This window comes from Arcticibacterium sp. GJ41-1, assembly GCF_055808875.1.
The window spans coordinates 2,924,935-2,951,825 of the sequence record NZ_CM147888.1; the positions used below are offsets into that span (position 1 = coordinate 2,924,935).

The window sequence follows — 26,891 nt, forward strand, 5'->3', positions numbered from 1 at the left end:
ACAGGCTGTTGCTTTTTTTGGTTCGTTTTTTTACAATAAAAAAATGAAATCCCGGCCGGAAGGCCAACGAAATAAAAGGGGTGAGAGCCTTTTAATATAAATGGAAAAGTTCTCTTTTTAGGTTTTGAGAGCTACTTTTAGCAAATCATTATTTAGTTGAATGACAATAAAAAAAACACTTTTACTATTCGCTATACTAAGTGCCACTATAAGTTATGGCCAAACCAACTATTCTCCGCGTGTTTTCGTAAAAGCATGTAAGAAATATAAAGGAACACCCTATAAGTTTGGAGGAAACGACAAGAAAGGAATCGATTGTTCAGGGGTGATTCACAATGCTTTCACCAGTTTGGACGTTTCTTTTCCTAGGGTTTCTTACCAGCAAGCCGAGGTATTTAGAACCATAAAGTTGAAAAAAGCTAGAAAAGGAGATTTACTGTATTTTAAAACTGCCGGAAGCCGAATTAACCATACTGGCGTGGTGGTGAAGAAAAGAGGTAAAAAGAAACTGATGTTTCTTCATGCTTCTAGCTCGGGTGGAGTAAGAATTGATAACCTAAAATCTGACTACTGGAATGCAAGATTTGTGAAAATAACCCGACCTATAGAATATTCTAGGTGAGTTTAAGCAACCAATTAAGCCTAAATATCATTTATAGTATTGTAATCCAAGGGTTCGAGGAAATAGTATAAAGATAATGAATTCATTATACCGCTCTGTACTGTTTGAGCACGGTCAAAATTTGACTTCAATGGAATGAATCTACTTGCGAATATTATAAATTTTGAGTGTGTGAGTTTACAGAGTGTTGCTTTTTTTGGTTCGCTTTTTTACAATAAAAAAATGAACTCCCTGCCGGAAGGCGATCGAAATAAACGGAATCGCGAAAATATCTATAAGAAGTTTTTTAGATAACTTAACACAGATAACAATATTCATATTTAAGAACCTATTAAAAGGAATGAATAAAAGATTGAAAATATTAGTAACCACTATTTTATGTGCATTAAGCATGCCTATGGTATATGCTCAATCGCAATATTTTGGTCAAAACAAACCACGTTATAAGAAAATAGATTTCCGAGTACTGCAGAGTCCGCATTACGAACTCTATCATTATTTTGATGATAAAGAACAGGCGAACAAACTGATGATTGACTCGGAACATTGGTATAAACTGCATCAAGAGGTTTTCAAATTGGCCTTTATTGAGCCTAATCCACTCATTATTTATAAAAATCATCCCGATTTTCAGGAAACTACCGCTATTGGCGGTCAAATAGGAGAAGGAACTGGCGGAGTTACGGAAGGTTTAAGAAATAGGGTAGTAATGCCCATGATGTACACGCATAGGCAAACAGACCACGTTTTAGGCCACGAATTGGTACACGCTTTTCAGTACAAAACCATGACTTATGGCTCTGATTCTACTTCTTTAGCCAGTATTGGTAATTTACCATTATTTATGGTTGAAGGTTTGGCAGAATATATGTCAATAGGCCGTGAAGACTCACACACAGCCATGTGGATGCGTGATGCGGTAGAAAGTGGCGACATTCCGACCATTGAAGATTTGGTAACCAAACAGTATAAATACTTTCCATATAGATGGGGGCAGGCCTTCTGGGCTTATGTGACGGCTACCTATGGTGACGATATTATTCGCCCGCTTTTTAAAGAAACAGCCTTGTACGGTGTGCAGGCAGCTTTCAAAAGGTCTTTCAGCATGGATTTGGATAGGTTCTCTGCCAAATTCAAGCAATCGCTTATAGACTCTTACACACCTTTAAGAGACGGAAAAGAAATAGAAACAAGAGGAAAAGTGCTGGCTTCGGAAGAAACAGGAAGTGAAATGAATGTTTCGCCTACCATTAGTCCTGACGGCAAATACATAGCCTATATTTCATCAAAAAATGTACTATCGCTTGACATCTACATAGTGGATGCCGAAACGGGAAAAACCGTGAAGAAAATATCTTCAAACTCTTTTGCAGGCCACGTAGACTCGTATAGTTTTATAGAAACCGCTGGAACATGGTCGCCAGATAGTAAGAATTTAGCCATTGTGGTGCAGTCAAAAGGAAAAAACAAGCTTAGCATTATCAATACCGCTAATGGGAGCAAAAAGACTTACGCCATTAAAGGGGTAGATGCTTTTACTAACCCTACTTGGTCGCCTGACGGCAATTCCATTGTAGTTTCTGGTTTGGTAGAAGGAGTTTCTGATTTATACCAATTTAACCTAAAGTCAAAAGAAGTAGAAAATTTGACAAACGACGAGTATTCCGACATTCAGCCAAGTTGGTCTGCCGATGGTCAATACATCTATTTTGTGTCTGATAGAGAAGGAGGTTATGCAAGATTAGAGAAAGCTAATTTGTCAATTAGTAGACTAGCCATAGCCACCAAAACAGTAGAAAACCTAAACATCTTTAAAGGGGCAGATAATTTCAATCCTGTAACAGACCCGAATGGAGAAAACATTGTTTTCCTTTCAGACAGAGACGGTTTTAGAAACCTTTACAAGTATAATATTGCCAGCAAAAGCTTAACACAACTTACCAATTATTACACGGGAGTTAGTGGAATTACGATGTTTTCGCCTGCATTAAGCATGGCATCAGCCACGGGAGATATCGCTTACAGTTACTTTTTAGACGGTGCTTACAGCATCATTAAAGCAAACACTTTCGACTTACTAAATGAATCTGTAGAAAACACGGTAGACAAAGTAGGAGGGCGTTTAGCTCCATTTGACTGGAAAGATGGGAGAGATTTGGTACAAACCAACCTAAAAAAACAAGGTTTAGCCGCTAGAACTAGAACCAGCTCTTTATTACAGAAATCATACAAAGCGAGATTTAAACTAGACTACCTAGCAAATTCTGGTTTGGGCATGGCTACTTCAAGGTTTGGAACTGGCGTAGGAGGCGGTATAACCGCTCTGTTTAGCGATATGCTGAATAATAACCAACTATCAGCTACAGCAGCTCTGAACGGAGAAATACAAGATTTTGGGGGACAAATTTTCTATCTAAATCAAAAGAATCCTTTACAGTTTGGTGTCTCTATTTCACACATTCCGTATCAATTTCCAATAGGTTATGGTACGGAAAAAAGTGATACACTTAGAACAATTGGTGCAATAAGCTATTTTGATATCGAGGAAAACCTGCAAATAGCCAGAATCTTTATAGACGACTTATCTTTATTTGCCTTTACGCCATTGAGCAAAACCAAAAGAATAGAAGTTGGAGCATCTACCAGTTTTTATTCTGCTAGTGTGAAAGAGTATCCGACTTATGCTCAAATTGGGCAAGACCCCTCTGGCAACTTAGTAAGTTATACTTCTTACGGACAAGACAGACCAAGAAAGCTAGAACGCTCCGAATACCCAGATAACTTCCAGTTTGAGCGTTTTAATTTGAATAAAGTCTATGGTGCTTTTGTGAGTGATAATGCTACTTTTGGTACCGTAGCTCCGCTAAATGGGCACAGATATAGGTTTGAAGTAGCACAGTACTTTGGTTCTACTAATTTCACTGAAGTATTGGTAGATGCCAGGAAATACCTCTTCTTAAAGCCTTTTACCTTGGCAGGAAAATTCCAGTACAATGCACGTTTAAATCCTACCAATCTTGAGCTTTTAAACCAAATAAACCCGCTTTACTTAGGTTACCCTTGGTATATGCATGGTTTTTACTCAGGTGCTTTCCAAAAACAGCAAGCTTCTGGCTATATAACGCAAGAGGCTCTTTCTGGCGAACAACTAGCAGTAGCTAATTTTGAGGTGAGATTACCTTTTACAGGGCCTGAGCAAATAGCTTTAATACCGTTCAATTTTGTTCCTTCTGACTTAAATTTCTTTGTGGATGCAGGAATGGTTTGGTCGGCAGATAAGAAGATAGGTGGGGTAGAAGAGTACCCAAGTTTTGGTGATTCATCTATTGAGTTTAAAAGAGACCCAATCATCACTACCGGCCTTAGTTTAAGAATTAACGTGCTAGGCTATTTGATAATAGAACCATATTTTGCTTTACCTTTTTACAATGGTGGCAAAAAACCTGTGGTAACTGGCGTAAACTTTATGATTCCAGGATGGTAATTTTAAAACTTCCATTATATTTGCCACCGTTAAGGGGGATTAGCTCAGTTGGCTAGAGCGTTTGACTGGCAGTCAAAAGGTCGCAGGTTCGATTCCTGTATCCTCCACCAAAAGACTCAATTCGAAAGGATTGAGTCTTTTTTGTGTTTTATGCATACCGAAAAATAAATTTATCTAGGCTTAATGGATTAGTTTTTACACATTCACTTCCTGAAAAAATAAAACCCTGGGACAGCTAACATTTACAAGTGTGGATAAAATGAATATATTTATGTTTGGGGCTTTCTTAACAACCCTTTAAAAAACATATGGACAAAAAAACTAAAGAAAATATACCTGAAGATATTCGCTCAAAAATAGAAGAAAGAGAAAGCTTGTTTAAGATTATTGCTTCTTTAGTTGTCATTACTCTTTTTGCTTACAAACTAGCTGTTTCAGAAATTAATTTTGATTTTTCAAAATTTGACTTCTCTGATCTTCTTTCTCTTACACTAGCAATTTTTTCTATAGGACTATCAGTTGCATTCTATTTCAAAGCGACAGATACAAGTAATCAGTTTTATGATAACACTTATAAATTTACAAAAGAAATATCTGAAATATTGGGTCGTATTGAAGCAGGATTTGGGGAAAGACTAAGGCACCTTGATGAAGGGTATTCTGGACTTAAGGATAAATTTGACGGAGGTTCTTATAGTAATCAGGTAGAAGATATAGAAGCATCAAAAAAAGAGCTAGAAGAGGAGAAAAAGAAAATCGAAAAAGAGGTTAAAGAAAAAGACGAAATACTAACTAATTTAATGAAAAAGGCTAAACTCAGTGATGAACAACAAAGAGAAATTACTGAAAAACTTAAGAGCAAGGATGAAGAATTAAGTATATTAAATAATGAATTAAGATTTTTAAAGAAAAATATTAATAGAGCAGAAAGAAGTTTAAACAATGAATTAATTAATAATATTCCTCGATCTATTAGAGTATTAGCAGGTGATTATCTAAAAATGAGCTTTGCAGATAGTTCGTTTATTTGCGATGCACCTACTGAATATCTTAGAAGAAAATTACGACCGGAAAAGATAAATAGGAATTCTCTTTTTTTCGAAAGATTTTTAAAATTTAACATTATATCTTCCGATGGACATTTCACAGAGCTTGGCATTGAACTTTTAAAATCTGTAGCAGGAAATTATAAAATCATTGCCAACGATTAGACTCGAATGCAGTGAAGTAAAGAATTATTTTATTTCCAATGAACGTAAAAGCCCTTCCGTATGGAGGGGCTTTTTTGGTGTATTTACACCTACCGAAAAATAAATTTATCTAGGCTTAATGGATTAGTTTCTACAAATTCACTAAATAAACCACGTAGTTAACTATATACGGCGGATATGGTTAACGTGAACTATATCCAATCGTTAGCCACAATATGACAAAGACAGTAGTATTCATATCATTAATTTTATTTATAAGTTGTAATTCTCGGAATATTAATTGCCTAGACAAAGAAATAATCGGATATAGTTCTCTACCAGACGAAGTGAAAAAAACGATTTTTGAGGTAGACTTTAAGGACTTAAACGAACCTAGAAAGTACTTCTCGGGAACAAGACAAGAAAAGCTTTTTCCGTGGATATATCATATCGGCATTCACAGAAAAATTGATGATAAAATATTTGATACAGAAATAAGTGGCGAATATGGAAGTCGTTATCTCATTTATAAAGACTATCTATTTATTCCGAATCATTACAATATTTACAAGGCAGACAGTTTGGAATATACATTTACTAGATTTCATCTAGAATAATTTATTAATATTCAAAATACGAAACGACTGGGAGGTACAAAAAAATTAGAAAGCTTAAAAAGAAAAATACTGTGGCTAACAATTAGGCTCGAATGCAGCGAAGTAAGGCTTCGGTTCATTTGAGCTCAAGCACCCAGATATTTGCTATTGGGATTTTATTGTCTCTCCTTTCACATCTCTCCCCACTTTAAACATAGCCATTTCAAACAAATCCCCCTTTTATGACCTAAGACATAAAAAGAATAGATCTTATTCTCTATCTAGCGGACAGTAAAATATTCCTCGAAATTTATAATGATAGAACTAAGACCTCTTAATAATTTATCCGTTCATTTAGATAGACTTATTAAAGGCCGTTTATGGCTTAAAGTAATCATAGGACTGTTTTTAGGTGCTGGGCTTGGTATTTTAATAAACCCTTCTTCTGGCTTCGTTTCTGAAAGTCTGAGCCTATCCCTCGCTAATTGGCTCGACCTGCCAGGGCAAATATTCATGCGACTGGTTCAGATGATTATGATTCCCTTGATATTTGCCTCCATCATTTCGGGGATTATCGGAAACACCTCAGACAACCTTAAAACCTTCGGTATACGGCTTTTACTGTATTTCATATTTACTACCATCGTTGCTATCAGCATTGGTTTGGTGGTTACGCTCATCATGAAACCTGGTCAGTATATTTTCAAACTTGGAGGCTTTCCTAACAGCGGAGAAAAAATATTAGAAACAGCAGAACAGCAGCCCAACATCATTGACAATATTCCTGAAGCTATCTCTAAACTTATTCCAAACAACCCATTGGAGTCTATTTTAATGGGAGAAATGCTGGGTGTAGTGATATTTACCATCATTATTGGCGTAGCCATCACACAGTTAAAATCCGATACTGCCAGTCCTATAATTCGTTTTGTAGAAGCCATTCAGAAAATATGCATGATAGTGGTTTCATGGGCTATGATGCTGGTGCCTTATGCTGTATTTGGCTTAATGGCGGCTTTGTTGTCTAAAATTGGCATTGAAATATTTCTTGGCTTGGGCTACTATATGCTCGTTGTCATTTTGGGTTTAACATTCTTGGTCATTTTCTATTTACTCATGGTGTTTTTGGTTACTCGAAGAAACCCTTTTACATTTTTGAGTTTGATACGTGAGCCACAACTCTTGGCTTTTTCTACCGCTAGTTCTGCAGCAGTAATGCCCCTTTCCATGAAAACAGCCGACCAAAAACTTGGCGTGTCTTCTAATATAAGTGATTTTGTGATTCCTGTAGGAGCCACTATAAATATGGATGGCACGGCCTTGTTTCAGTGCGTCACCACTTTGTTTATGGCACAAGCTTATGGCATTGAACTGTCGCTTATAAATTTAGTATTAATTACTTTTACCGTGGTGGCAGCATCCATAGGAACGCCGGCCATTCCTGGGGGAGGCGTTATCATTCTGGCATCAGTGCTCCAAAGCGTCGGTATTCCGATAGACGGGCTGATTGTGATTATTGGTATTGATAGAATTTTAGGAATGTTTAGAACAGCCGTAAACGTGACGGGTGACCTAACCGCCAGTTTGATTTTTAATAAGTTTTATGGAGCTTTAAAGAATGAAATTGTTAGTAAAAATGAATAAAACAATACTGCTATTTTTTGCCTTAGCCACTATGTTCTCTTGTCAAAAAGAAGCACCCACCGAAATAATGGTAATGGGGGCAATGCACCAACCAGAGCCTAATTTCAATGCAGATATACTTTTCAATATTTTAGAAGAAGTTAAGCCCGATTTAATATTACTAGAATTAGACTCGGCCAAATTCACTGCTGATTTCAAGTTAAAAGAGGTGAAAGAAAACGAACTAGAAGCTTCAGATAGATACCAGAAGGAATATCCAGCTACGCTTTTAAGGCCTTATGAATTTGAAGGGCGAAATGAATACAGAATAAATATAGGCTCACGCCCAACAGATGGCCTTGCCATCAATCTTTTGGACAGCTTGAATAAAGCCAATTTATTAACACCCTCAGAAGCTGAGATTGTCAATAAATATCAAGCTCTTTTAGAACCTTTGTTAGTTTTGGCCGCAAAGTCACCAGAAAATTTTAATAACCCTACTTCGGATAGTATTTGTGCCGAAAGACAATATTATCAATATCAGATGCTGCGTAAAATAACGGATGTGAGGGAGGAATTTGCTACAACATTTCATACCAAATCTAATGGAGAAAAAATAAGCTATCGAGAGGGCTTTAGATTGGCGGGCGATTTTTGGGATTTAAGAAATCAAACGATGGCAAAAAACATTATGAAAGTAGCTGAACAGCACCAAGGCAAAAGAATAGTGGTATTATGCGGTTTTATGCACAGATACTACATTCTGAGCGAATTAAACAGGCTGACAGCCAATAAGAACATTGTTTTGAAGGAGTATTATGAGGAGTAGGGAGGATTTGAACCTTTACTAATACTACGGATTAATCAAAAGCATTCAGATTTAAGAAAGTCAGCTTTTTAGCTTGCCTTCCAAGAAGATATAAAACCACCACAGACTAAAAGTTCGTGGTGGTTATTCAGTCTTACTCAGCTTTAACAAACTCCGTAAAATCACCCACATCAAAACCCCAAACCACTGGTAAGAGATAATATACCATGATGGTCAAGAACAAAATGGATAGAATATTCATCCAGATACCACTTTTAATCATATCCGGAATTCTTAAATAACCAGAGCCAAACACCACGGCATTAGGCGGTGTGGCCACAGGCATCATAAACGCACAAGAAGCGGCTATGGTGCAAGACACCATCAAGATATAAGGATTCACATTTAATGAAATAGCTATGGGAGCCAAAATTGGTAACAACATGGCAGTTGTAGCCAAATTCGAAGTGAATTCGGTAAAAAAGTTAACCAGCGTTATGATAACCAATACCAGTACAATTAACGATAAGCCTTGAAGCATAGACATTTGAGCCCCTAACCAGGCTGCTAATCCCGTAATTTGAAAGCCTGCTGCAAGTGCCATACCACCTCCAAAAAGAAGAATAATACCCCAAGGTAGCTTTACCGCATCTTCCCAAGTAATTAAACGTCCTTTTCCCTCAGAAGCGGGTACCATAAATAAAACCACACCAGCTATCATGGCTATAATGGTGTCATCAATAGCAGGGAAGAATTTCTGCAAAATGAAAGACCGTGTTATCCAAGAAAAGGCAGTTAAAAGAAAGATTACAGACACTAGCTTTTCCTCACGTTTCATTGGGCCAATGGCCGCTAAAAGCCTATTGATTTCTTGTTTTCCACCAGGGAATTCTTTCTGCTTAAATTTAAAAGCAAACTGAGTTAAATATATCCATGCAATAACCAAAAGCGGAATAGCGATAGGTAAACCAAACTTCAACCATTGTAAAAAAGTAATTTCGATTTGATAAACTTCTTCTACGTAACCCGCAAACACGAGATTGGGCGGTGTGCCAATAAGACTGGCCATACCACCAATAGATGCACTATATGCGATACTTAGCATAAGTGCTTTGCCAAAAATCAAGTTTTCATTTTCTTCTGTATTTGGGTTGTCTTGTAACTGAGCTACAATAGACATCCCTATAGGCAGCATCATGACAGCAGTAGCTGTATTCGATATCCACATAGATAAAAGTGCTGTGGCCACCATAAACCCTAAAATGATTTTGGAGACATCAGTACCAATAATTTTAATAATGTGAAGGGCTATACGTTTGTGTAAGTTCCATTTTTCAATAGCAATAGCAAGGATGAATCCTCCCATATAAAGAAAAATATATTTATGCCCATAAGATGCTGTGGTGGTTTCTAAATCAATAGCTCCTGTTAATGGAAATAATATAATAGGAAGCAAAGCTGTCACCGCTATAGGTACAGTTTCAGTAACCCACCATATAGCCATCCAAAGTGTAATAGAAAGTAAACTGTAGGCACTGGCTGACATACCCGCAGGCGGTTCAAAAAGCTGTAAAATTATAAACAGTAGAGGCCCTAGTAGTAGGAATATGCTTTTTTGATTAGGCTTCATTATTAGACTTTATTAAGATATAATGGTTAGTTCTTTAGAATACTTGGGTTTCGACCAAAAGATAGGGAAGATATATCTTTTTATTGTCCTTATCCGTCGTGGATTATTGCTTTTCATGGCGTCTTTGAAAATTACCCAGACACTGTAAATATACTGAGAAGTGCTTGTTTACGCTTATATCAACAAACTATAATTTTAAGAAAGACTCAATCCTCAAAATAAAAAGTATTCTGATTTAAGATATTGACCGTTTTAGCACCATCCATCACAAAAGCCACGCGTTGGTTATTGTTATGAAAGACATAACATTCCGCTCCAAGCTTCCTGATAGTTATTAAATCGGGGCCCAACATCCTAAGAATTTTACCTGCTTTTAGCAGCTCATTTGCCTCCTGCAATGTCACTTGTTTTACCATAGGCTCAAAGATGTGCTTTTCGTAAATATTGAGCAAAAAATGCTAAAATTATTGGAGGTGATTTAGTGCCTGCTTTGTCTCAGGTAACCTCAAACAAAAAAAACAGCTACTCTCAAAAAGGAGCAGCTGCTTAAAGATTAATCTCAAAGAAGGAAAGCCTAAGGCTGAAACTCCTCTAATTCTGCCATCAAGGCTCTATTTTCTCTTCCTCTTCCTATGCTTATTCTTAGGCAGTCGTCGCATAACGTAACATTGGTTCGGTCTCTTACTATCACCTTTTTCTCTATCAGGTAGTTAAAAACAGCTTTGGCGTCATGAAATTTTACTAATAGCTGATTAGAGTCAGATGGGTAAATATGCCTCACTATAGATAACTCCATCAGCTTTTTAAAGAGACGAAAACGCTCTGTCAATATCTTTTCTACGTATTTATCTTTCTTCTCCACATTATCCAGAGCTTCCAGTATTAGTCGCTGCGACTCTAAATTGAGGTTATATGGATACTTTATCTTATTCAAGACTTTTATCAAATCCACATGAGCAAAAGCCATTCCCACTCTTAAGCCTGCCATTCCCCAAGCTTTTGAAAAAGTTTGGAGCACCACCAGGTTATCATATTCGCCCATTCTACCTATAAAAGACGGTACATCAGCAAAGTCTATATAAGCCTCATCCACCACTATTAGCGTATTAGGGTAAGCCTTAAGCAAAATCTCAATAATGGCACCATCTATCAAATTACCCGTTGGGTTATTTGGCGAACATACCCAAATAGCCTTGGTATGAGTATCTACTTTTTTACTAATATCTACCAAGTCTGGTTGATACGTTTCAGTCAAAACACTCTTTCTGGTTTCTACTTGCTGAATATTAGCACACACCTCATACATGCCGTAAGTAGGTGGTAGCAGCAGTATATTGTCTACTTTAGGCTCGCAAACAGCCTTTATAATTAAATCTATAGCTTCATCTGAGCCGTTTCCTAAGAATATTTGCTCAGGATAACAGCCTTTTAAAACAGCCAGTTTATCCTTGATTTGCCTTTGATGCGGGTCTGGGTATCTGTTTAAATCTTTTCCTGCCACAGACCCGTACGGGTTTTCATTAGCATCTAAAAAAACACCTTCTTTTCCGGTATATTCATCTCTAGCGGAGCTGTAAGGTTTTAAAGCTAGTAAGTGTTCTCTTACCAAAGCGTTAATTATTGACATATTATATGATTTTTCGCATCATGTTTGAATATTAACATCAAACGCAAACTTACGAAGCCCTGCCAAATCTTTTCCTAATTTTGTGAAGCAATTAATTAACTATGATAGAGAGAAACGAAATAGAGGAATTTTTCAAAAGCCTCCAAGACGATATTTGTGCTCAGCTAGAGCAAACTGATGGTAAAGCCACTTTCCAAGAAGATTTATGGCAACATAAAACTGGCGGTGGCGGAAGAACAAGGTTAATTCAGCATGGTGATATTTTAGAAAAAGGTGGGGTCAATTTTTCGGCAGTAGAAGGGCCACTAGGCGAAGACATGAAAAAGGCCTTAAAAATAAACGAAGACGCCGATTTTTTTGCCACAGGCGTGTCTATTGTGCAGCATCCAAGAAACCCAATGGTGCCCATTATTCACATGAATGTGCGTTATTTTGAGCTTTCTAATGGCACTTATTGGTTTGGCGGCGGTATTGACCTTACGCCACATTATATTAATGAAGCACAGGCCAAATGGTTTCATGAGCAGCTAAAAGTAGTTTGTGACAAACATGGCGTCGATTTTTATCAAACCTTCAAAAAGAGAGCCGACGACTATTTCTACATACCACACAGAGAGGAGACTAGGGGAGTAGGAGGAATTTTCTTTGACCATTTAAATGAGAAGAGCTTAAACTTAAGCAAAAACCAAATTTTCGACTTTGTCAAAGACGTAGGAAACATTTTTGCACCTATCTATTGTCACTTAATGACCATGAATAAAGACAAAGCTTATACGCAGAAAAACAAAGAATGGCAGTTTTTGCGAAGAGGTCGGTATGTAGAGTTTAATTTGGTTTGGGATAGAGGTACCAAATTTGGTTTAGTAACAGGCGGAAGAACAGAATCAATTTTGATGAGTTTGCCACCTCAAGCTAATTGGGAGTATTGTTTTGAACCCGAAGCTGGCTCCGAAGAACAAAAAACATTGGACGCCTTAAAAAAAGGAATTGATTGGTTAGCGTGAGTAATCAATAAAACTCCAATCCAGCTAAATCCCAATCATTTTCCCCATTCTGGCTGATAGCACCCTGAAAAACATCCAAAGGACTTGATACATTATTCTCAAAAAGAGACCCCGTACCAAGTCCTTGTGGCAATAGGTTATTCTTTGAGTAAGTATATTGACAGATGGCACTCAAGCCAATATTCGCTTCCAAAGCAGAAGTAATCCACCAATCTATATTTCTTTCTTTCGCTAGAGCAATCCAATTATCAGTAGCCGCAAAACCACCAAGTAGGGTAGGTTTAAATATTAAAAACTGCGGTTTTATAGCATCCAAAAGCTTTATTTGTTCGGAGCCATTAATACCAATGAGTTCTTCATCCAAAGCAATAGGCACAGGCGTTTCTTGACAAAGCTTTGCCATGTTTTCCCACTGATTAGCTTTAATAGGCTGTTCTATGGAGTGAATATCCAGTTTTTTCAACTCTTTTAGCACCGCAGTGGCTTCCTCTAAAGTAAAAGCCCCATTGGCATCTACACGTAGCGTCAGTTCGTCTGCAGGAAAATTTGAGCGGATGCTTTTAAGGAGTTTATACTCCGTATCAAAATCAATAGCACCAATCTTCATTTTCAAGGTTCGGAAACCACCTTTAAGCTTTTCAATGATTTGACGACTCATAAAAGCCTCATCACCCATCCAAATTAGCCCATTAATATCAATGGCGTCCTTTTTATTGGTGAAGTCATTATCAAAATAGATTCGCTTTCCGCCATTTTGTAAATCAAGCAAGGCCATTTCAAAAGCAAAACGAATACTGGGCCAAGCCAAAAATAGCTCAGAAGAGAGAGCAGCCTGAATATCGGCTATTTCTAAACCCTCGGTATTAAACTTCTCTAAGAAAACTTGAACAAAAGGCTCAAATTCAGGTTTATAATCAATAGAAAGCCCTTTTAAAGGAGCAGCTTCACCAATTCCGATTGTTTCAGGCGTTTGGCTATCGTGCAGCTTTATATAATATGAGTCCTTGGTTTTTAGAATACCACGGGAAGTACCGGCGTCAAATTTAAAATTTAACGTATGTTTGCAATAAGAGGCTTGTAGAGGCATATTTTATCAAAAAACGAAATTACGTAATTGAAAAGTTTTTTAAAGACTTTATTGTTTCCATTTGCTATTCTTTATGACGCTGTCACCAAAATCAGAAACTTTCTTTTTGATAAAGGCATCTTTAAAGTTTATGAGCCGCCGGTCTTTAGCATTGGCGTTGGAAATTTGTCAGTAGGTGGTACTGGCAAAACGCCATTCATCAGTTATCTCATCAAAACTTTTCCTGACAAGAAAATAGCGGTACTGAGTAGGGGCTATGGCCGAAAATCAAAAGGCTATATAGAGGTTAATAAGGATGCCACCACTGAGAATGTGGGTGATGAAATTTTGATGCTTTATCAAAGGCATGAAAGCACGGTTAAGTTCTTTGTTTCTGAAAACAGAAAACTTGGTATAGAAAATATACTGCTTAAATATCCAGAAACAGACCTTATTCTTTTTGACGATATCTATCAGCACAGAAAAGTGAAACCAGCTTTTTTGGTTTTGCTCAGCACTTTCGACAAGCCATTTTTTAAAGACTATCTATTGCCTATGGGCAGATTAAGAGAGGCAAGAAATGGAGCCAAAAGAGCAGACGCAGTCATCATTACCAAGGCACAATCTTTGCAAAGTGCTAAGGTACCAAGCCATTTTATTGCTGAAATAAGTAAGTACGGCCAAACAGAGGAAACACTATTTTTCAATAAACAGGTGTTCTCTCCGCCCTTGAATAACTTCGGGGAAGGATTGAGAAATGGCGAAAATGTGAAACTAATAAGCGGAATAGCCAATAATGCTTCTTTTGAAAAGGAAGTAAATAGAAACTGGAAAAGCCTGGAAACGCACTTTTATCCAGACCACCACGCCTACACACGTAAAGACCTGGATGAAGCTTTCAGGCAAATGCCAAAGCTCCCGCTGGTGACTACAGAAAAGGATTATGTCAAACTAAAATACCTGCTATCGGAAAACGAAAAGAAGCAGGTGTACGTTCTTAAACTAGATTCGGCCTTTATTTCAAAAGAAGCTGAATTTTTAAGAAATCTTAAGACTGTTTTTAAAAGCTTTGAAGAGCAAAAGGGTTCTTTAAATAATGGCTAAATTTGCCCCTGAAATTAACTGCATTTGATGAAGCAAATTCGCTTTCTACTATTTATAGGTATTCTTATTCCTTTCTTTGGCAAAGCCCAAATATTGGACGACAGCACTAAACAGGTTTACGGCCCTACAAGTACTGGTTTTTTATATGAAAAGAATTTTCTAGAAGACGACACCATTCTTATTCATCCTGATACGCTTATTCAAGGTTTTAGGCTGATGACTATCAATAAAGCTAACGGTTGGTTTTGGCAAGATTTAGGAAACGAAGGAACAGCAGCTAAAAATATCCTCTTCCAAACGCCAGATAATGCTTTTACAGAAACGGGCTTAAATTCGTTTGGTGCTTTTTACGGTCCAAAGACTTCAGAAATTAAGTATTTCAATACTAAGTCGCCATTTACTAACATGGCGTATAGGCAAAGTTCAAATGGTTTGATGAATGTAGGGTTTACACATTCACAAAATATAAAGCCAAATTGGAATTTGACTTTGGATATGGGGAGAATAGCCTCTTCAAAACAATATTCTGCGAGTACCAGCGAAGATAGATTGGTAGACCATTGGGATGTTACCTTCAGTAGTAACTTTACCTCAAAAAACAGGAAATACACCTTTTTAGGAGCTCTGATACACTTTAATCATAAACAGATTGAGCAGGGTGGAATAGAACCTAGAGAGGGCGTAGACTTTATAAGTAAGTCTGATTTGGCAGGAAATTATAATACCAACTATCAGCAGCTTTTAGAAGGCATAGAATCCAGAGAAAAATGGAATAACTACCATATATATCATCAATATCAGCTTTCAAAAGAGATTCAGGTCTTTCACACGTTTGATTTACAGCGTCAGAAATACTTCCATTCTGATACGCTTATTGCTACTAATAATGTTTACAACATTTATCCGGATACTACCTATTCTAATTATGCGGAGAAAATGAAAAACTTCTACCTTTTCAATAATATCCAGAATAGGTTTGGCTTTAAGGGTTTCTATAAAGGCTTTAAGTATAATGTAGGTTTGACCAATAGAATTTACTCTTTTACGGCCAAAAGTGCCCTGCAAAAACCAAATAATTTAGTAGAGGTTTTGGCAGGAGGAAATATAGGATATTGGCTTCCTGATAGCACTAGTTATTTGAATACTGACTTTTACATTGGCTTTGGAACCAAACCTAATGTGTATTTGAATGCAAAATTGAAATATAAAGGGTTTGACTTAGGTTTTAAATTTGTAACCAAACCACCGTATTTGTTTAATCAGAATTTCATTAGTCCTGTTGCTAATTGGGCTAATGACTTTGGAAATGTAACTTATACAGAAGCCTCTGGAAAGTATCGTTTCGATTTAGGTAAATTTCGGTTTGAACCGAGTGCTAGAATTAATCTGGTGAGTAATCATTTATACTTTGACCAGGAACTGGTTCCGCAGCAACTTTCGAGCGAAGCGTTTTTATATGACCTTAACCTCTTTACAGGCGTTCAGCTCAAGAATTTTAAGTTCTCTAACCGTTTTGTACTAACACATGCAGATAATGCTGATGTGTTTAGAATTCCAACGATATTGAATAACACAAACTTGGAGTTTCACATTTTTTACGCCAAGGTGTTGCATTTATACATAGGAACAGATGTGTATTTTAGGTCGGCTTATAAAGCAGATGGATATTCGCCGCTCTTGAGAGGTTTTCACTTACAAGATACCCAGCCAGTATGGGGATTACCCGTGGCAGATGTTTATACCAATTTTGTGGTTAAGCGGGTTAAGCTAGCCTTTAGTTTTAATTTCCTAAATCAGGGGCTGCCTTACAGCGGATTTTACACTACGCCTGATTATGTAGCCATGTCAAGAACCTTCTTTATAAAGGTGAACTGGCCACTTTTTGATTAAAGCCACTTTGTCATTAGAAATTAAATACCACAGCTATATTGCTTGAAAAAAGCATGCTGCGGTATAAGGATAACAACGCATTTAAACGCAGTCACCAGAATGGTGTACACTACTTTAAAGGTCTGATTATTACATTAGAAGCGACTCTATGCGATGCTCCAAAGCGTAAACCGTCTTAAATTTCTTCTAAGAGCGATTGGAAGTAAACATACTTCCCAGCATACTTAGCATCCAAAATGCTTAATATTTTGGCCTTGTGATTAGCCTCTATAGCTTTATGGCTATCCAGGTTGTCTAAGAATAACTGTAGAGAGATGTTCTGTCCGCCCGTTTCTATATCTGTAATGAGCTTATAGAGTTTTGAGGCGTTCACCTCTTCTAAAGTATTAAGAAAAGGCACAATCTCTGTGTTTAGGGTGTTCTCAAAAAGTAAAGCATGAGAATACTCTATACTGAAAGTAAAGCTTGATAAAATCAAATTATTTAGATTTAGCTGTAGTAGGCTTTAAAACAAAATGTCTGATAGTGAAATACGCACCAAAAAGAAGAGCAGTATAAAACACATCACCCATTAGCATGTTTCTAAAGAAAGGAATTCCGGCAGTATAAGAAGCCATAATTCCAGCTAAATCATGTGTATAACCGTATTCGCTACCTGCGGCAGCTTTAGGGTAAAACAAAGCGAAGTTGGTCAACAAGAAAAAAGAAACAGAACCAGCTACCGAGCTTGTTAAAATATTAACAAAAGAAGCCTTCTTTAATAAGAAGTATCCTATCACACCTATTAAAGCATAAGCAGTATAGACTAATAAAGTACCTGAGTGAAATCCCGTACCTGAATTTAATTCAAGAACCAAGTCGCTCAACACTATTGCAATAGCAGGAACTATTATTTTCCATTTTCCATCAAATACGAATACGGAAAAAAGGATAAGTGCCGTTATAGGCGTAAAGTTCATCGGATGAGATACCAACCTAGATAATGCAGCAAATGCAACTAGGAGAATTACAGGAATTAGTATTTGTTTGTTTTTCATTTTTATCACTTTGACACAAAAATAGTATTTGTCTATCAAGGAATCAAGCTTTCGGGAAAGGGCATTTAATTATATTTGTGACAAAGCATCACAAAAAAGCTTGTTGAAACCTTATTACGTCTTCCTTTTATTGCTCTTATTTTCAGGAAAAAGCTACGCTCAAAACTTCTTGGGTATAAGCTCTAGCAACTATGGAGGAATACATGGCGTGCTCTTAAATCCTGCCAATGCCGTAGATTCTCGTTATAAAGTACACATAAACCTGGCGGCAGCAGGCGTAGAGATTCAAAACAATTATGCCCGCTGGAATGCTCCATTCTCACTTTTAAGCCTTTCGGCAGGTACGGTAGCACAGAAATACCGCTCGCCTATAACGGGTTTGCCACTTTGGAAATCCGAATATTATAAACGTACAGGAGTTTCAAAAGTAAAAGCCTATATAAACTCAGAGGTAAGAGGGCCAGCCATTCAGTTTAGTTCGCCTAGGTTCGGAATTGGCGTGGCGGCAGGAGTTCGTTTTAGACTCTTAAATTCTTTTGGAAATACTTCGCCAAATATCGGTACCGCCATTCTTACAGGTACTAAAAATCCAATTTTACACTCCACCGATTTTGAAGATGAAACGTTCATGCTTAATGTGGGAGCTTATAATGAGATGTATTTATCGCTTGCCAAAGTGATTAGAGAAGAAAACGAAGACTTTCTAAAAGTGGGTTTTACCGTCAAAAGAATAACCAGTAACTTAAATCTTAATCTGAGAGGTGATGAAGTAGATTATTTGATAGACCCCATTCCGCCCACAAACGAATATCAGAATATAGAAGTAGCTAAAACTTCAGGTACTTTTTTTCACGCTTCAGGAAATACGCCGCCCTCTTTTTCATGGATGTTAGACCAAATGACATCTATAAGTGGAGTAGGGAATGGTTTTGGGGGCGATATAGGCTTTGTGTATGAAAAACGGCCAAATTACTCCAGAGAGCGTTTCAAATATAAAGGAAGCTATGTTCCAGACCCTAGAATTAATAAATACGTCTATAAGTTTGGCGTTTCTTTACAGGATATTGGTTTTGTGAAATTTGCCGACCCACAAAATGTAAAAGTAGGTACCGTAGAAAGTACCAATGACTTTATTCCGCCTGCCACCTTTTATCACCTTACCTCTACAGATGAGCTAATTGGCGATATTGAAGAAGTTTATGATATAGACCAGTCTACTTATCTAAGGTCTTTTAGAGTCTTTATGCCTGCCACATTGGTTATTCATGGCGATTATTTAGTCAGAGAAGGCTTTTATGTAAGTGGTGTGCTTAGGCAGTATGTTTTGGGCAAAAAGAAAATAGGACCAGTTGGTTTTTCAGGCATTTCTGTTATTCCTCGTTTTGAACGTAAGCACATAGAGTTTAGCTTTCCTGTTTCATTAGACCAAGATTATTCTAATTTCAATTTAGGTGCCACCATGCGTGCAGGGCCTTTGTTTCTTGGTTTTGATAATATCACAGGTTTAATAAATCTAGGGAGCCCAAGAGGTTTGTCTGTTCATGCAGGCTTATCATGGGGTTTTGACCATAAACTAGCCGAAAACGAAATGCTAGACTGCCCAGAACCTCAAAGAACCAAAAGAAGCTTTAGCTTCAAGGGTTTATTTAATAAGAGGAGATAGGGCACTAATTAGCTTTTTAAAAGCCAATCAATATTTTTTTAAATATTTTTTCAGCTATTTATAAACCAATAATAAAAGACCTAATTTAATTGGAATCAGTGTTTTGGGGGCATTGCCGATGAAGATTGAACTAGCTTGGCGAAATACAAATTTCAGATATTTATTCTCCAGTCTTTTTATTTCAAAATGTTTACTCTACTTTTGCACTCCCAATCGGAACGAAGGTTTGAAAGTTCTGATGAAATAACAGAGAAATCTGATTCCGTAGCTCAGCTGGTAGAGCAATACACTTTTAATGTATGGGTCCTGGGTTCGAGCCCCAGCGGGATCACAAAAGCCACCGAAATTCGGTGGCTTTTTTTGTTATATACTATCTCGTTTAAAGTCGAAAATGTCTGCTCTGCTCTGCTAAGCTTTCAGCTTAGCAGGAGTGTTCATCAGCCTCTGGCTGATATTGAGTACTTTACTTCAAAATCATTCAATATAATTTGTCAAACCAGAGGTTTGAAATAACGGAACTGACCTGGAAGCATCAGAGAGCGGATGATAAAACCTCTTTATGAAATAGTAAAGCCTATTCATATTTAGGTTCGTTTTTTAACGGGTTTAAATAGCAGGTTAGATTGTAGCAACTTGTTTTACTTTAGTTCTTTTAGTGCAAGTCCCGTATTGGCAAACTGTTGAACCCAAAAGCCGTGTAGCTTACCATTTTTGTAATTTACTTCCTGACTTCTAATATCTATAATTTTTTCAGATGCAGTTTTATGCAATGATTCTAAGGCTTTTAATCGAGATTCTGAATCAATTCTTTGCAGATACTCTTTTTTTAGTCTATGAGCTTTTAATCTTCCATTTTCACGTGCATCAGAAAAGCCAAAATCTTTATCTTCTTCTTTAATTTTGAATAAATCTTTTAGTTCAGCGGTATTAAGAACGATAAATCCTTTTTGGTACGCCTTTTCACCAATTGGCATTTCTTGGTCTTCTACTATTAACAAAATACCTGTATCTGTAAGAGTTTCAGAAATGACTCCACTTGACGAAAATAAACTCAACCATTCGTTTGGGTCTATTTCATGTAAAACATTGCACATTATAATAATGTCAAAACTTTCTTTATCATACTTCCCAAATAAGCTTGAAAAGCTGTTAAAATATCTGTCTTGAGGAGAAGTATAAATCCTTTCAATTACTGAAAGACATTCTATTTTATCAAAATTAAACTTATCATAAGCTACATAATCAAACCAGTCTATAAGCTTAGATACGGGTTCTTTATTTGCATCAAGAATATTCGCTAATAGTCTTCCTTTACCCGCACCATAATCTAAAACTCGTATTTTATCAGATGTTTTTAGATGTTTTTTTATTTCATCTCTTATCTGCAAAGTTTGAGGATCTGAACTATTGGTCGTGACTGCCTCAGGATGAAATAAACTTTCGAATGCGTGCCTATGAAGAGCGAATACCCCAGTAAACTTATGAAGTCTTGTAGCTTTCCGATTTGGTCTTCATCCCCTAAAAGACTTTTAAGCACTTTTTGAGAAGCTGTTCCGGCAAAGGACACTTTATTATTTTCAACAAACCAAATATTCGAAGGATTGAAATAAGAAAGCAATGGAATTGAATGGGTTGATATCCATATTTGTCCATTTGGGTTTTTTTCTATTATTCTCTCTATTGTTTGAATAATAATTGAAGGATGAAGGTGATTCTCGGGTTCATCTAGGAAAAGAATAAGTTTATCTAACGTTTCTTCTTGACAATGAATTGCTAAACATAACTGAAGTAAAATCTTTTGTCCATCTGATAAATTTGATTGGCCTATTGGAAATCCAAATATGATTGGTTCTCCATCAATACTTCTTTCAATCGTCGTGTCAAGAAAAGTTAGTATTAGGTCTTTTAATTTCATGTATTCTAAAACAGCTTTATCTTTCTCTCCTTTTTCAATTAACGAATGTTGATGTGAAGCATTGAACCAACGGTCTTGGATTATTTGTATTCTCGCAAGAGTACCATTTGCCAATTCACTGACACCTAAATTATCTAGATTATATGCGTTTTTAAGAATGTTTACCCTATTAAAATTACTAGAATCTATTAAATCAATACTTTTAGGTACGAAAGGTATTATAGCATAGTTCTCCTTAAGTATGTCAGTTTCTATTATGTTCCACTTGGTTTTTTTCTCGTGCTCAATAATATTTTTTTGATGTATAGCGATATTTGCTTTATGAACTTCTATTTGTCGTTCATGCCTTTCTTTTTGTTCAGGACGTATTTCCGTTTCAAGAGCCTTTAAGTACCGTTCAATTTCTGTCTCTTCTTTTCTGATTTGTTCTTGACGTTGTTTGATTTCCTTTACTGAGTAATCAAATTTGCTTTTTCTAGGTTTACGCTGAATAGTATTTAATATTAAGTTTAGTAATCTTGTTTTACCTGCACCATTCTTTCCAGCTAAAAGAACAATTTGACCTAATCTATCCATCTTAACTGGCCATCTTAACTGGTTCAAGCCCATTTTTTATATATTCCTTAGGTATATCAACTTTTGTTATTCTCATTATATGGTTAGTGTTTATATTAATTGCAAATATTATTGTTACGTATATTCATTGTGCATAAACGGAAAAAGTACTCCGCTGTGAATTTGTAGAAACTAATTCACTTAGTCTAGAAAAACTTATTTTTCGGTCGGTACAATCTAAAAAGTTACCCACGATGGCAATAATCAGGGAATTAATCAAAGGATTATTCAACCAAACCAGAGGTTTGAAATAACGGAACTGACCTGGAAGCATCGGAAAACGTAAAGGGCTGTACAAAACAAAACCCGCAACACTTGAAACAAGCATTACGGGCTTTTGTGACGATGAGGAGAATCTCCCTTTGGGTCTCTTAAAGTTCATGTAATCAATTATTTATGGCGGATTGATACCTGTATCAACTTCGTCCGTCCCTATTTATATATTTAAAATGGTCTTTGTTAGGCTCTCTTTAGGTCTTTAATGCGTCTTACTAATTTTGTATCAAGTTTTTAATATTTATGGATTCACTTGATACGCCTTGAACAAGAATGCACAAGGGTCAAAGCATAGAACTCAGCCTAGATGTATAAGCTATCGTAAACTGTGGGTTTACGGTGTAAAATTAGAGTTTACACTCGGAAGGAACAAAAAAAAACAAATGGGTGGAGCTAAGCGTTTGTGTGTGGTACGTTTCTCAGAGGATATACAATTTAAATTTCGGGTGCTTCTAATTCTTCCAACAGTTCTTTTTTATCACAGTGTTTAATAAAAAAATAAAAAGTAGAATCAATTACTTTTAAAGTTCTGGTGCTTCTATCGTAATCAAAAATGGGTGGTACTATATTTTTTTTTACTTGAGTCTTGACTATATCATGCAAAAAATATCCCATGTCAGAAGGCCTTACGTCTTCTGGTCTGTGATGATCATTAGTAATTAACCCTTGAACCTCTTTTCTTTTAAAACCCTTTGTGATATCATCAAAGTTTGATTCTAATATTCCTTTCACGAAGTAATAAGCCAAATAAAGGGGGGTTTTATCTGAGGTTTTTGCTTTCTGTTCAATAAAGGATTCAAGACATCTAATGTGTCGACTTGAATAATCTTCCAATTTTTGGGCTTCAGCGTTTTGTAAATTCTCCTTAGTTAAAACAACAGTTTGGCCTGAGTTCGTTTCCTCTACTCCAGCTTTAAAACAAGAATACTTACATAATTCCTGAAAAACACCAATACTATCAAACGCTGACTCTATTAAGTCAATTTCAACATTCCGAAAACTAACGTTCAATAATGGTTCTCCTTCTCTCAGAACTTTAAGGAAATCATCTCTTTTCCACGGTTCCACAGGCACTTCTATCATTCTGTCGAGTAAGTCACCATTGAACTGCGATAACCTGTTTTTTTCACGCCAGATACCAAGTACAATAAAAAGAATTTTGTGATCCTCAAATATTCGTAAATCAAAGGCTAGTGCGTTTTGAACTTCCTCATCGAGATAGTGAAAGTTTTCTAAAATAATACGCTTTTTAAAGCCTGTTTTAGATAAAATTTCGGAAATATCTTGGGCTAGGTTTAGATTGAAATCGACTGACTTATATTCAACTGATTCAGCTTTTATTTTTTTTGCTTCGCCATCTCCTCCAACTTCTGCTTCCACAAGCCAGGGGATTTTCACTATTGCCTTTGCACCAATTGTTCCGGTTAGTTCTGTTCCTCTTTCTGTAGTCCTCGTTTCTTGAAATTCAATATTTTCTTGTCTTAAAATCGATTTATATAAATCCAAGGCTGTAGAATTGGGTGCACAGTCAATTCTCACGAACTGAGAAGGAGCCATATGCCTGTTTGTAAGTGCTGTTTTCCCTTGTTTTGACGCTCCATAAACTACAATATGTTTACTAGAGCTTAACCCTTCCAAAAAACGATTATCCACATCCGTTCTCTGAATATAAGATTCAACTTTTTCATTCGAAACCCCAAATACTTTATTCGTCTTGATCCTCTTTCCTGTCATTCTATTTTTATTTCTAACGATTGGATATAGTTAATTATAGGCTTAACTATTGATACTGTGAAATTCCCAAAACTAATTCACTAAGCCTAGGAAAAAGTATTTTTCGATGGTTTCAGAAGCCCATAACATAAAAAAACTCATGCGGAAGTTTTATATCCTTTAGGGGATAGAACAGGCTTCTTATGCTTCATTTGAGCCTAATAATTAGTTACAGTTATTCTTTTCAACTCTTCAATAGATAAAATGCTCAAATTTCGGTGCAACATTCGATGACAGTTTGCACAGACTAAAGCTAAATCTTTAAATGTTGTTTTCGTTTCCCCATCAAATTGGGCTAATGGTGTCCTGTGATGACATTCAATGAATCCTTTACCTAATTCACCATATTTTTTTAAAAAATCAAATCCGCATACCTCACAGTCTAATTTTCCATTCTTCTTAAAATAGCTTTCTTTTTTCTTCTTGTTTATTTTCGGGTTTCGTTCACTTAGTTTATGTAACTTATAAATCGTCTCACCCTCTCGAACTGAAAATTTAGTATCCTCTTCATCCTCTCCGATTTTATATAATTTAACAGTTAATTCTGTGTTATTGGCTGTTTGTATAATGGTTTTTGCAATCCTTGAAAGTTCCGATTTGTTTAAATGGAATTCGTCAAACACTTGTTTGTCCAATTTGCTATACGAAGCCATTCCTTTTCCGGGATACTCAGGGTCAATAGCAAGAAAGTTACTAAGCTTTAGCCCAACTCCATTAGCGTTCCTAAAGTCACTATTTTGTGCACTATCATTGTGAATCGGAAGTTTATTTAGGATTTCAGACAATTCAATTACTTTAGGATTTCTGGGTGAAATTTGACCGGGTTCGAGTTGATAATATAAATTCAAAGCTAAAATAACTTCATCTCTGTGCCATGACGGGTTTCTCATAAGTTGGCTTTAATGGTTAATGCTTTTTGTTGGGTAACTTTCATTCTTAGATAGTGAATTTGTAGAATCTAATGCATTAAGCCTAGAAAAAACATTTTTCGGTAGGTGTAAATACACAAAAAAAAACCACTCCATATGGAAAGGCTTGAAATTCAATTGTAAATAATTATTGCTACATGTTAATCTTGCTGTACAAATTTTAAAGCTTCTAAAATGTCATTTGGAATAAAATCAGGAATATCATCAATAATTTTATCAATCATTTCAAATTTTAATAATTCCTCTTTGTTTTTTTTTATTCTAGCCAATTCAGGAAACGTTTCTAATATTTTCTCTTCTAAAGTGTGTCCATGAAGCTCCAAATACCATATAGGGATTTTGATACTTTTCCCATTTACATATGATATACTTAATTCATCCAATTTTTTAACTTCCTTAATTTTAGCTGCAACTTTCTTGACAATTATAGAAGAAATTTCTTGCAACCTTTCTTCTGAGAATCTTTTAAAGTCTATGTAGGTTTCAGTTTCAGCCAATCCTAAATCGGATTTTCCAATATTTTTTTCACGAAGTAGCATGGCAGCAAGTAAAATTGGATCAAACAAATAGCTTTCTATGGCATATCGAGTTTTATCTCCTAATACTTTTATGTATGGATACAGGTCGGGTTCATTTGTAGTATCCCAATCAATTATTCCCCAAATAAAATTATTTCCACCTTGTCGGAGCGTTTTGCAAATATTAATTACTTGTTCGCAATTAGCTACTTTTTGCCCATTCTTATCAGTTTTACTCTCACCTGAGGAAATAAACATTAATGAAATTTCTGGAGTTAAAAATGGGCTTAACTTTTGATAAAGTTTTTCGTAAAAAAAAACATCATAATGGCTTTCCACGAAAACTTGTCTTCTGTTTTCATAGTTTACGCTAAAACTAGGCACTCCTGAGGTTAGTATTCCTAAAGCATTATCCTTATTTGCCTTCTCAATTCTATCCCCTTCAATTTTCATGAGAAATATAGATTTTTCTGGAGCAATTGCTACGGTAGAAGGGGAATGAGTTGTCATAATTACCCTGACATCATATTTGTCGCATAAAATATCCTTTAATACATGGATAAACTGTTTTGTCATTGACGGATGCAAATGAGCGTCGGGTTCATCAAGCAATAATAATTTAGGAAATATACCTTTATCAGTGGAGTTAAAAAGCCAGAACACTAAAGAAACCAAAACCTTTTCTCCTGATGATAAATCTGAAAAATTAATTGGTTCATATGTGAGGGTATTTCTCAAAACAGGAGTATACCTGTCCCTTACATTTGTTTCCTCAGGATAGTTAAGGGCAAAAGGTAAACCAATGTCAAGAAATAATTCATTAATTTTAATCCATGGTTTTTCTGAATTTTTTAAGATAAACTCTTCTTCGCTCTCTCCTTTTGCTTTTGCCTCAATTAGGTCTAACTTATAGTTATAGAAAATTTTACCAATGTTAGCATTTGTAGCGAGTTGTCTTAAATCAGGTAAAATTGTGTATGGAACAATATTAAAAAAGACATCTTTAGGTAAAGGTTTGTTCTGATATAATTCAAATTTTTCTATTAAACTATCAAAAAAAATATTCAATTCTGTATAGTCAGGTCTTCTTCTATTTTGTAGGCTCAAATGCTTAAATTGTCCTGCATTTAAATTTGTATAACTGGCTAATCTCTCATTAAACAATCGGTATATTTCATCTCTTTCCTCCTGAATATTATGTAGTCCTATAGAATTCAAATCTTTTAATTCCCATTCCCCCCTAAGAAACACAACATCTTCAATGCGATATTTTACGTCTGTAATCCTAGGAAATGGTGTTGCCGGGTCGGTTCCGAGTGGCCAAGCCCTTGAAATAGAAGCCTGAATTAAGTCCAATAATTGAGATTTTCCAGTTCCATTCTTGCCAGTGATAACTGAAAATAGTGGTATGTTTTCCCAATCTAAGTTCTCAATTGATTTATATTTTCCTTTAAATTTTAAATTCATTTCAGTGGTATGGTTTTGCTTAATATCTAGGGGTCGAATATTAAAAATACAGAG

21 protein-coding genes and 2 tRNA genes are annotated in these 26,891 nt (G+C 36.0%); 12 read left to right on the forward strand and 11 right to left on the reverse strand.

The window, feature by feature from the left end; all coding sequences use genetic code 11:
- Positions 1–160: 160 nt before the first annotated feature.
- The 7 genes from AC0L6O_RS12155 to AC0L6O_RS12185 all read left to right on the forward strand — a co-directional run bounded on the left by AC0L6O_RS12155 (position 161) and on the right by AC0L6O_RS12185 (position 8,344).
- Complete coding sequence (locus tag AC0L6O_RS12155; protein WP_473302671.1) at positions 161–622, forward strand: C40 family peptidase; 462 nt, start codon at positions 161–163, stop codon at positions 620–622.
- Between the two features lie 340 nt (positions 623–962).
- Positions 963–4,106: a tolB protein precursor gene (locus tag AC0L6O_RS12160; protein WP_473302673.1), complete on the forward strand. Its 3,144-nt coding sequence runs from the start codon at positions 963–965 to the stop codon at positions 4,104–4,106.
- Between the two features lie 33 nt (positions 4,107–4,139).
- A tRNA-Ala gene (locus AC0L6O_RS12165) sits at positions 4,140–4,216 on the forward strand.
- 198 nt (positions 4,217–4,414) lie between these two features.
- Positions 4,415–5,317, forward strand: a complete 903-nt coding sequence (locus AC0L6O_RS12170) for a hypothetical protein (protein WP_473302675.1) — start codon at positions 4,415–4,417, stop codon at positions 5,315–5,317.
- 326 nt (positions 5,318–5,643) lie between these two features.
- Entirely contained in the window at positions 5,644–5,913 is a 270-nt protein-coding gene (locus tag AC0L6O_RS12175) for a hypothetical protein (protein WP_473302677.1), read from the forward strand.
- Between the two features lie 294 nt (positions 5,914–6,207).
- On the forward strand, positions 6,208–7,536 hold the full coding sequence (locus AC0L6O_RS12180) for a dicarboxylate/amino acid:cation symporter (protein WP_473302679.1): 1,329 nt from the start codon (positions 6,208–6,210) through the stop codon (positions 7,534–7,536).
- Positions 7,529–8,344: a hypothetical protein gene (locus AC0L6O_RS12185; RefSeq protein WP_473302681.1), complete on the forward strand. Its 816-nt coding sequence runs from the start codon at positions 7,529–7,531 to the stop codon at positions 8,342–8,344. Before AC0L6O_RS12180 ends, AC0L6O_RS12185 begins: the two co-directional genes overlap by 8 nt.
- 133 nt (positions 8,345–8,477) lie before the next feature.
- On the opposite strand, the gene AC0L6O_RS12190 is transcribed toward AC0L6O_RS12185, so the two are convergent.
- The 3 genes from AC0L6O_RS12190 to hisC all read right to left on the reverse strand — a co-directional run bounded on the left by AC0L6O_RS12190 (position 8,478) and on the right by hisC (position 11,580).
- Entirely contained in the window at positions 8,478–9,953 is a 1,476-nt protein-coding gene (locus AC0L6O_RS12190; RefSeq protein WP_473302682.1) for an SLC13 family permease, read from the reverse strand.
- Between the two features lie 206 nt (positions 9,954–10,159).
- Positions 10,160–10,405 carry a hypothetical protein gene (locus AC0L6O_RS12195; RefSeq protein WP_473302683.1) on the reverse strand — a complete coding sequence of 82 codons (246 nt, stop codon included), beginning with the start codon at positions 10,403–10,405 and terminating at the stop codon, positions 10,160–10,162.
- Positions 10,406–10,527: 122 nt separating this feature from the next.
- On the reverse strand, positions 10,528–11,580 hold the full coding sequence (gene hisC / locus AC0L6O_RS12200; protein WP_473302685.1) for a histidinol-phosphate transaminase: 1,053 nt from the start codon (positions 11,578–11,580) through the stop codon (positions 10,528–10,530).
- Positions 11,581–11,681: 101 nt separating this feature from the next.
- Between hisC and hemF the strand changes: the two genes are divergently transcribed.
- Complete coding sequence (hemF, locus tag AC0L6O_RS12205; RefSeq protein WP_473302687.1) at positions 11,682–12,584, forward strand: oxygen-dependent coproporphyrinogen oxidase; 903 nt, start codon at positions 11,682–11,684, stop codon at positions 12,582–12,584.
- A gap of 4 nt (positions 12,585–12,588) precedes the next feature.
- Here hemF and AC0L6O_RS12210 read toward each other — a convergent pair whose 3' ends face one another.
- A complete protein-coding gene (locus AC0L6O_RS12210; protein ID WP_473302688.1) occupies positions 12,589–13,671 on the reverse strand; it encodes an o-succinylbenzoate synthase in 1,083 nt (360 codons plus the stop codon).
- Positions 13,672–13,698: 27 nt separating this feature from the next.
- On the opposite strand from AC0L6O_RS12210, the gene lpxK reads away from it, so the two are divergent.
- Both lpxK and AC0L6O_RS12220 read left to right on the forward strand, forming a co-directional pair.
- The gene (gene lpxK, locus AC0L6O_RS12215) at positions 13,699–14,754 is read left to right on the forward strand and encodes a tetraacyldisaccharide 4'-kinase (RefSeq protein ID WP_473302690.1); all 1,056 of its coding nucleotides are present in this window, start codon (positions 13,699–13,701) and stop codon (positions 14,752–14,754) included.
- A 27-nt stretch (positions 14,755–14,781) separates the two neighbouring features.
- Positions 14,782–16,644 (forward strand): putative porin, encoded by a 1,863-nt coding sequence (locus AC0L6O_RS12220; protein WP_473302692.1) that lies wholly within the window; start codon positions 14,782–14,784, stop codon positions 16,642–16,644.
- Between the two features lie 175 nt (positions 16,645–16,819).
- Here AC0L6O_RS12220 and AC0L6O_RS12225 read toward each other — a convergent pair whose 3' ends face one another.
- Positions 16,820–17,122 (reverse strand): DUF4286 family protein, encoded by a 303-nt coding sequence (locus AC0L6O_RS12225; protein ID WP_473302694.1) that lies wholly within the window; start codon positions 17,120–17,122, stop codon positions 16,820–16,822.
- A gap of 1 nt (position 17,123) precedes the next feature.
- Positions 17,124–17,681, reverse strand: a complete 558-nt coding sequence (locus AC0L6O_RS12230; RefSeq protein WP_473302696.1) for a DUF6580 family putative transport protein — start codon at positions 17,679–17,681, stop codon at positions 17,124–17,126.
- Between the two features lie 103 nt (positions 17,682–17,784).
- Between AC0L6O_RS12230 and AC0L6O_RS12235 the strand changes: the two genes are divergently transcribed.
- Together AC0L6O_RS12235 and AC0L6O_RS12240 are read left to right on the forward strand one after the other, a co-directional pair.
- Positions 17,785–19,344: a DUF5723 family protein gene (locus AC0L6O_RS12235; RefSeq protein ID WP_473302697.1), complete on the forward strand. Its 1,560-nt coding sequence runs from the start codon at positions 17,785–17,787 to the stop codon at positions 19,342–19,344.
- A 258-nt stretch (positions 19,345–19,602) separates the two neighbouring features.
- Positions 19,603–19,675 (forward strand) — tRNA-Lys (locus tag AC0L6O_RS12240).
- A 307-nt stretch (positions 19,676–19,982) separates the two neighbouring features.
- On the opposite strand, the gene AC0L6O_RS12245 is transcribed toward AC0L6O_RS12240, so the two are convergent.
- From AC0L6O_RS12245 to AC0L6O_RS12265, 5 genes are all read right to left on the reverse strand, one after another.
- Positions 19,983–20,732, reverse strand: a complete 750-nt coding sequence (locus AC0L6O_RS12245; RefSeq protein ID WP_473302698.1) for a methyltransferase domain-containing protein — start codon at positions 20,730–20,732, stop codon at positions 19,983–19,985.
- On the reverse strand, positions 20,723–21,835 hold the full coding sequence (locus AC0L6O_RS12250; RefSeq protein ID WP_473302700.1) for an AAA family ATPase: 1,113 nt from the start codon (positions 21,833–21,835) through the stop codon (positions 20,723–20,725). The genes AC0L6O_RS12245 and AC0L6O_RS12250 overlap by 10 nt, the downstream gene beginning before the upstream one ends.
- 750 nt (positions 21,836–22,585) lie before the next feature.
- Complete coding sequence (locus tag AC0L6O_RS12255) at positions 22,586–23,884, reverse strand: P-loop NTPase family protein (protein WP_473302702.1); 1,299 nt, start codon at positions 23,882–23,884, stop codon at positions 22,586–22,588.
- Between the two features lie 197 nt (positions 23,885–24,081).
- On the reverse strand, positions 24,082–24,813 hold the full coding sequence (locus AC0L6O_RS12260; RefSeq protein WP_473302704.1) for an HNH endonuclease: 732 nt from the start codon (positions 24,811–24,813) through the stop codon (positions 24,082–24,084).
- Positions 24,814–24,992: 179 nt separating this feature from the next.
- On the reverse strand, positions 24,993–26,837 hold the full coding sequence (locus tag AC0L6O_RS12265; protein WP_473302706.1) for an AAA family ATPase: 1,845 nt from the start codon (positions 26,835–26,837) through the stop codon (positions 24,993–24,995).
- Positions 26,838–26,891: the final 54 nt, after the last annotated feature.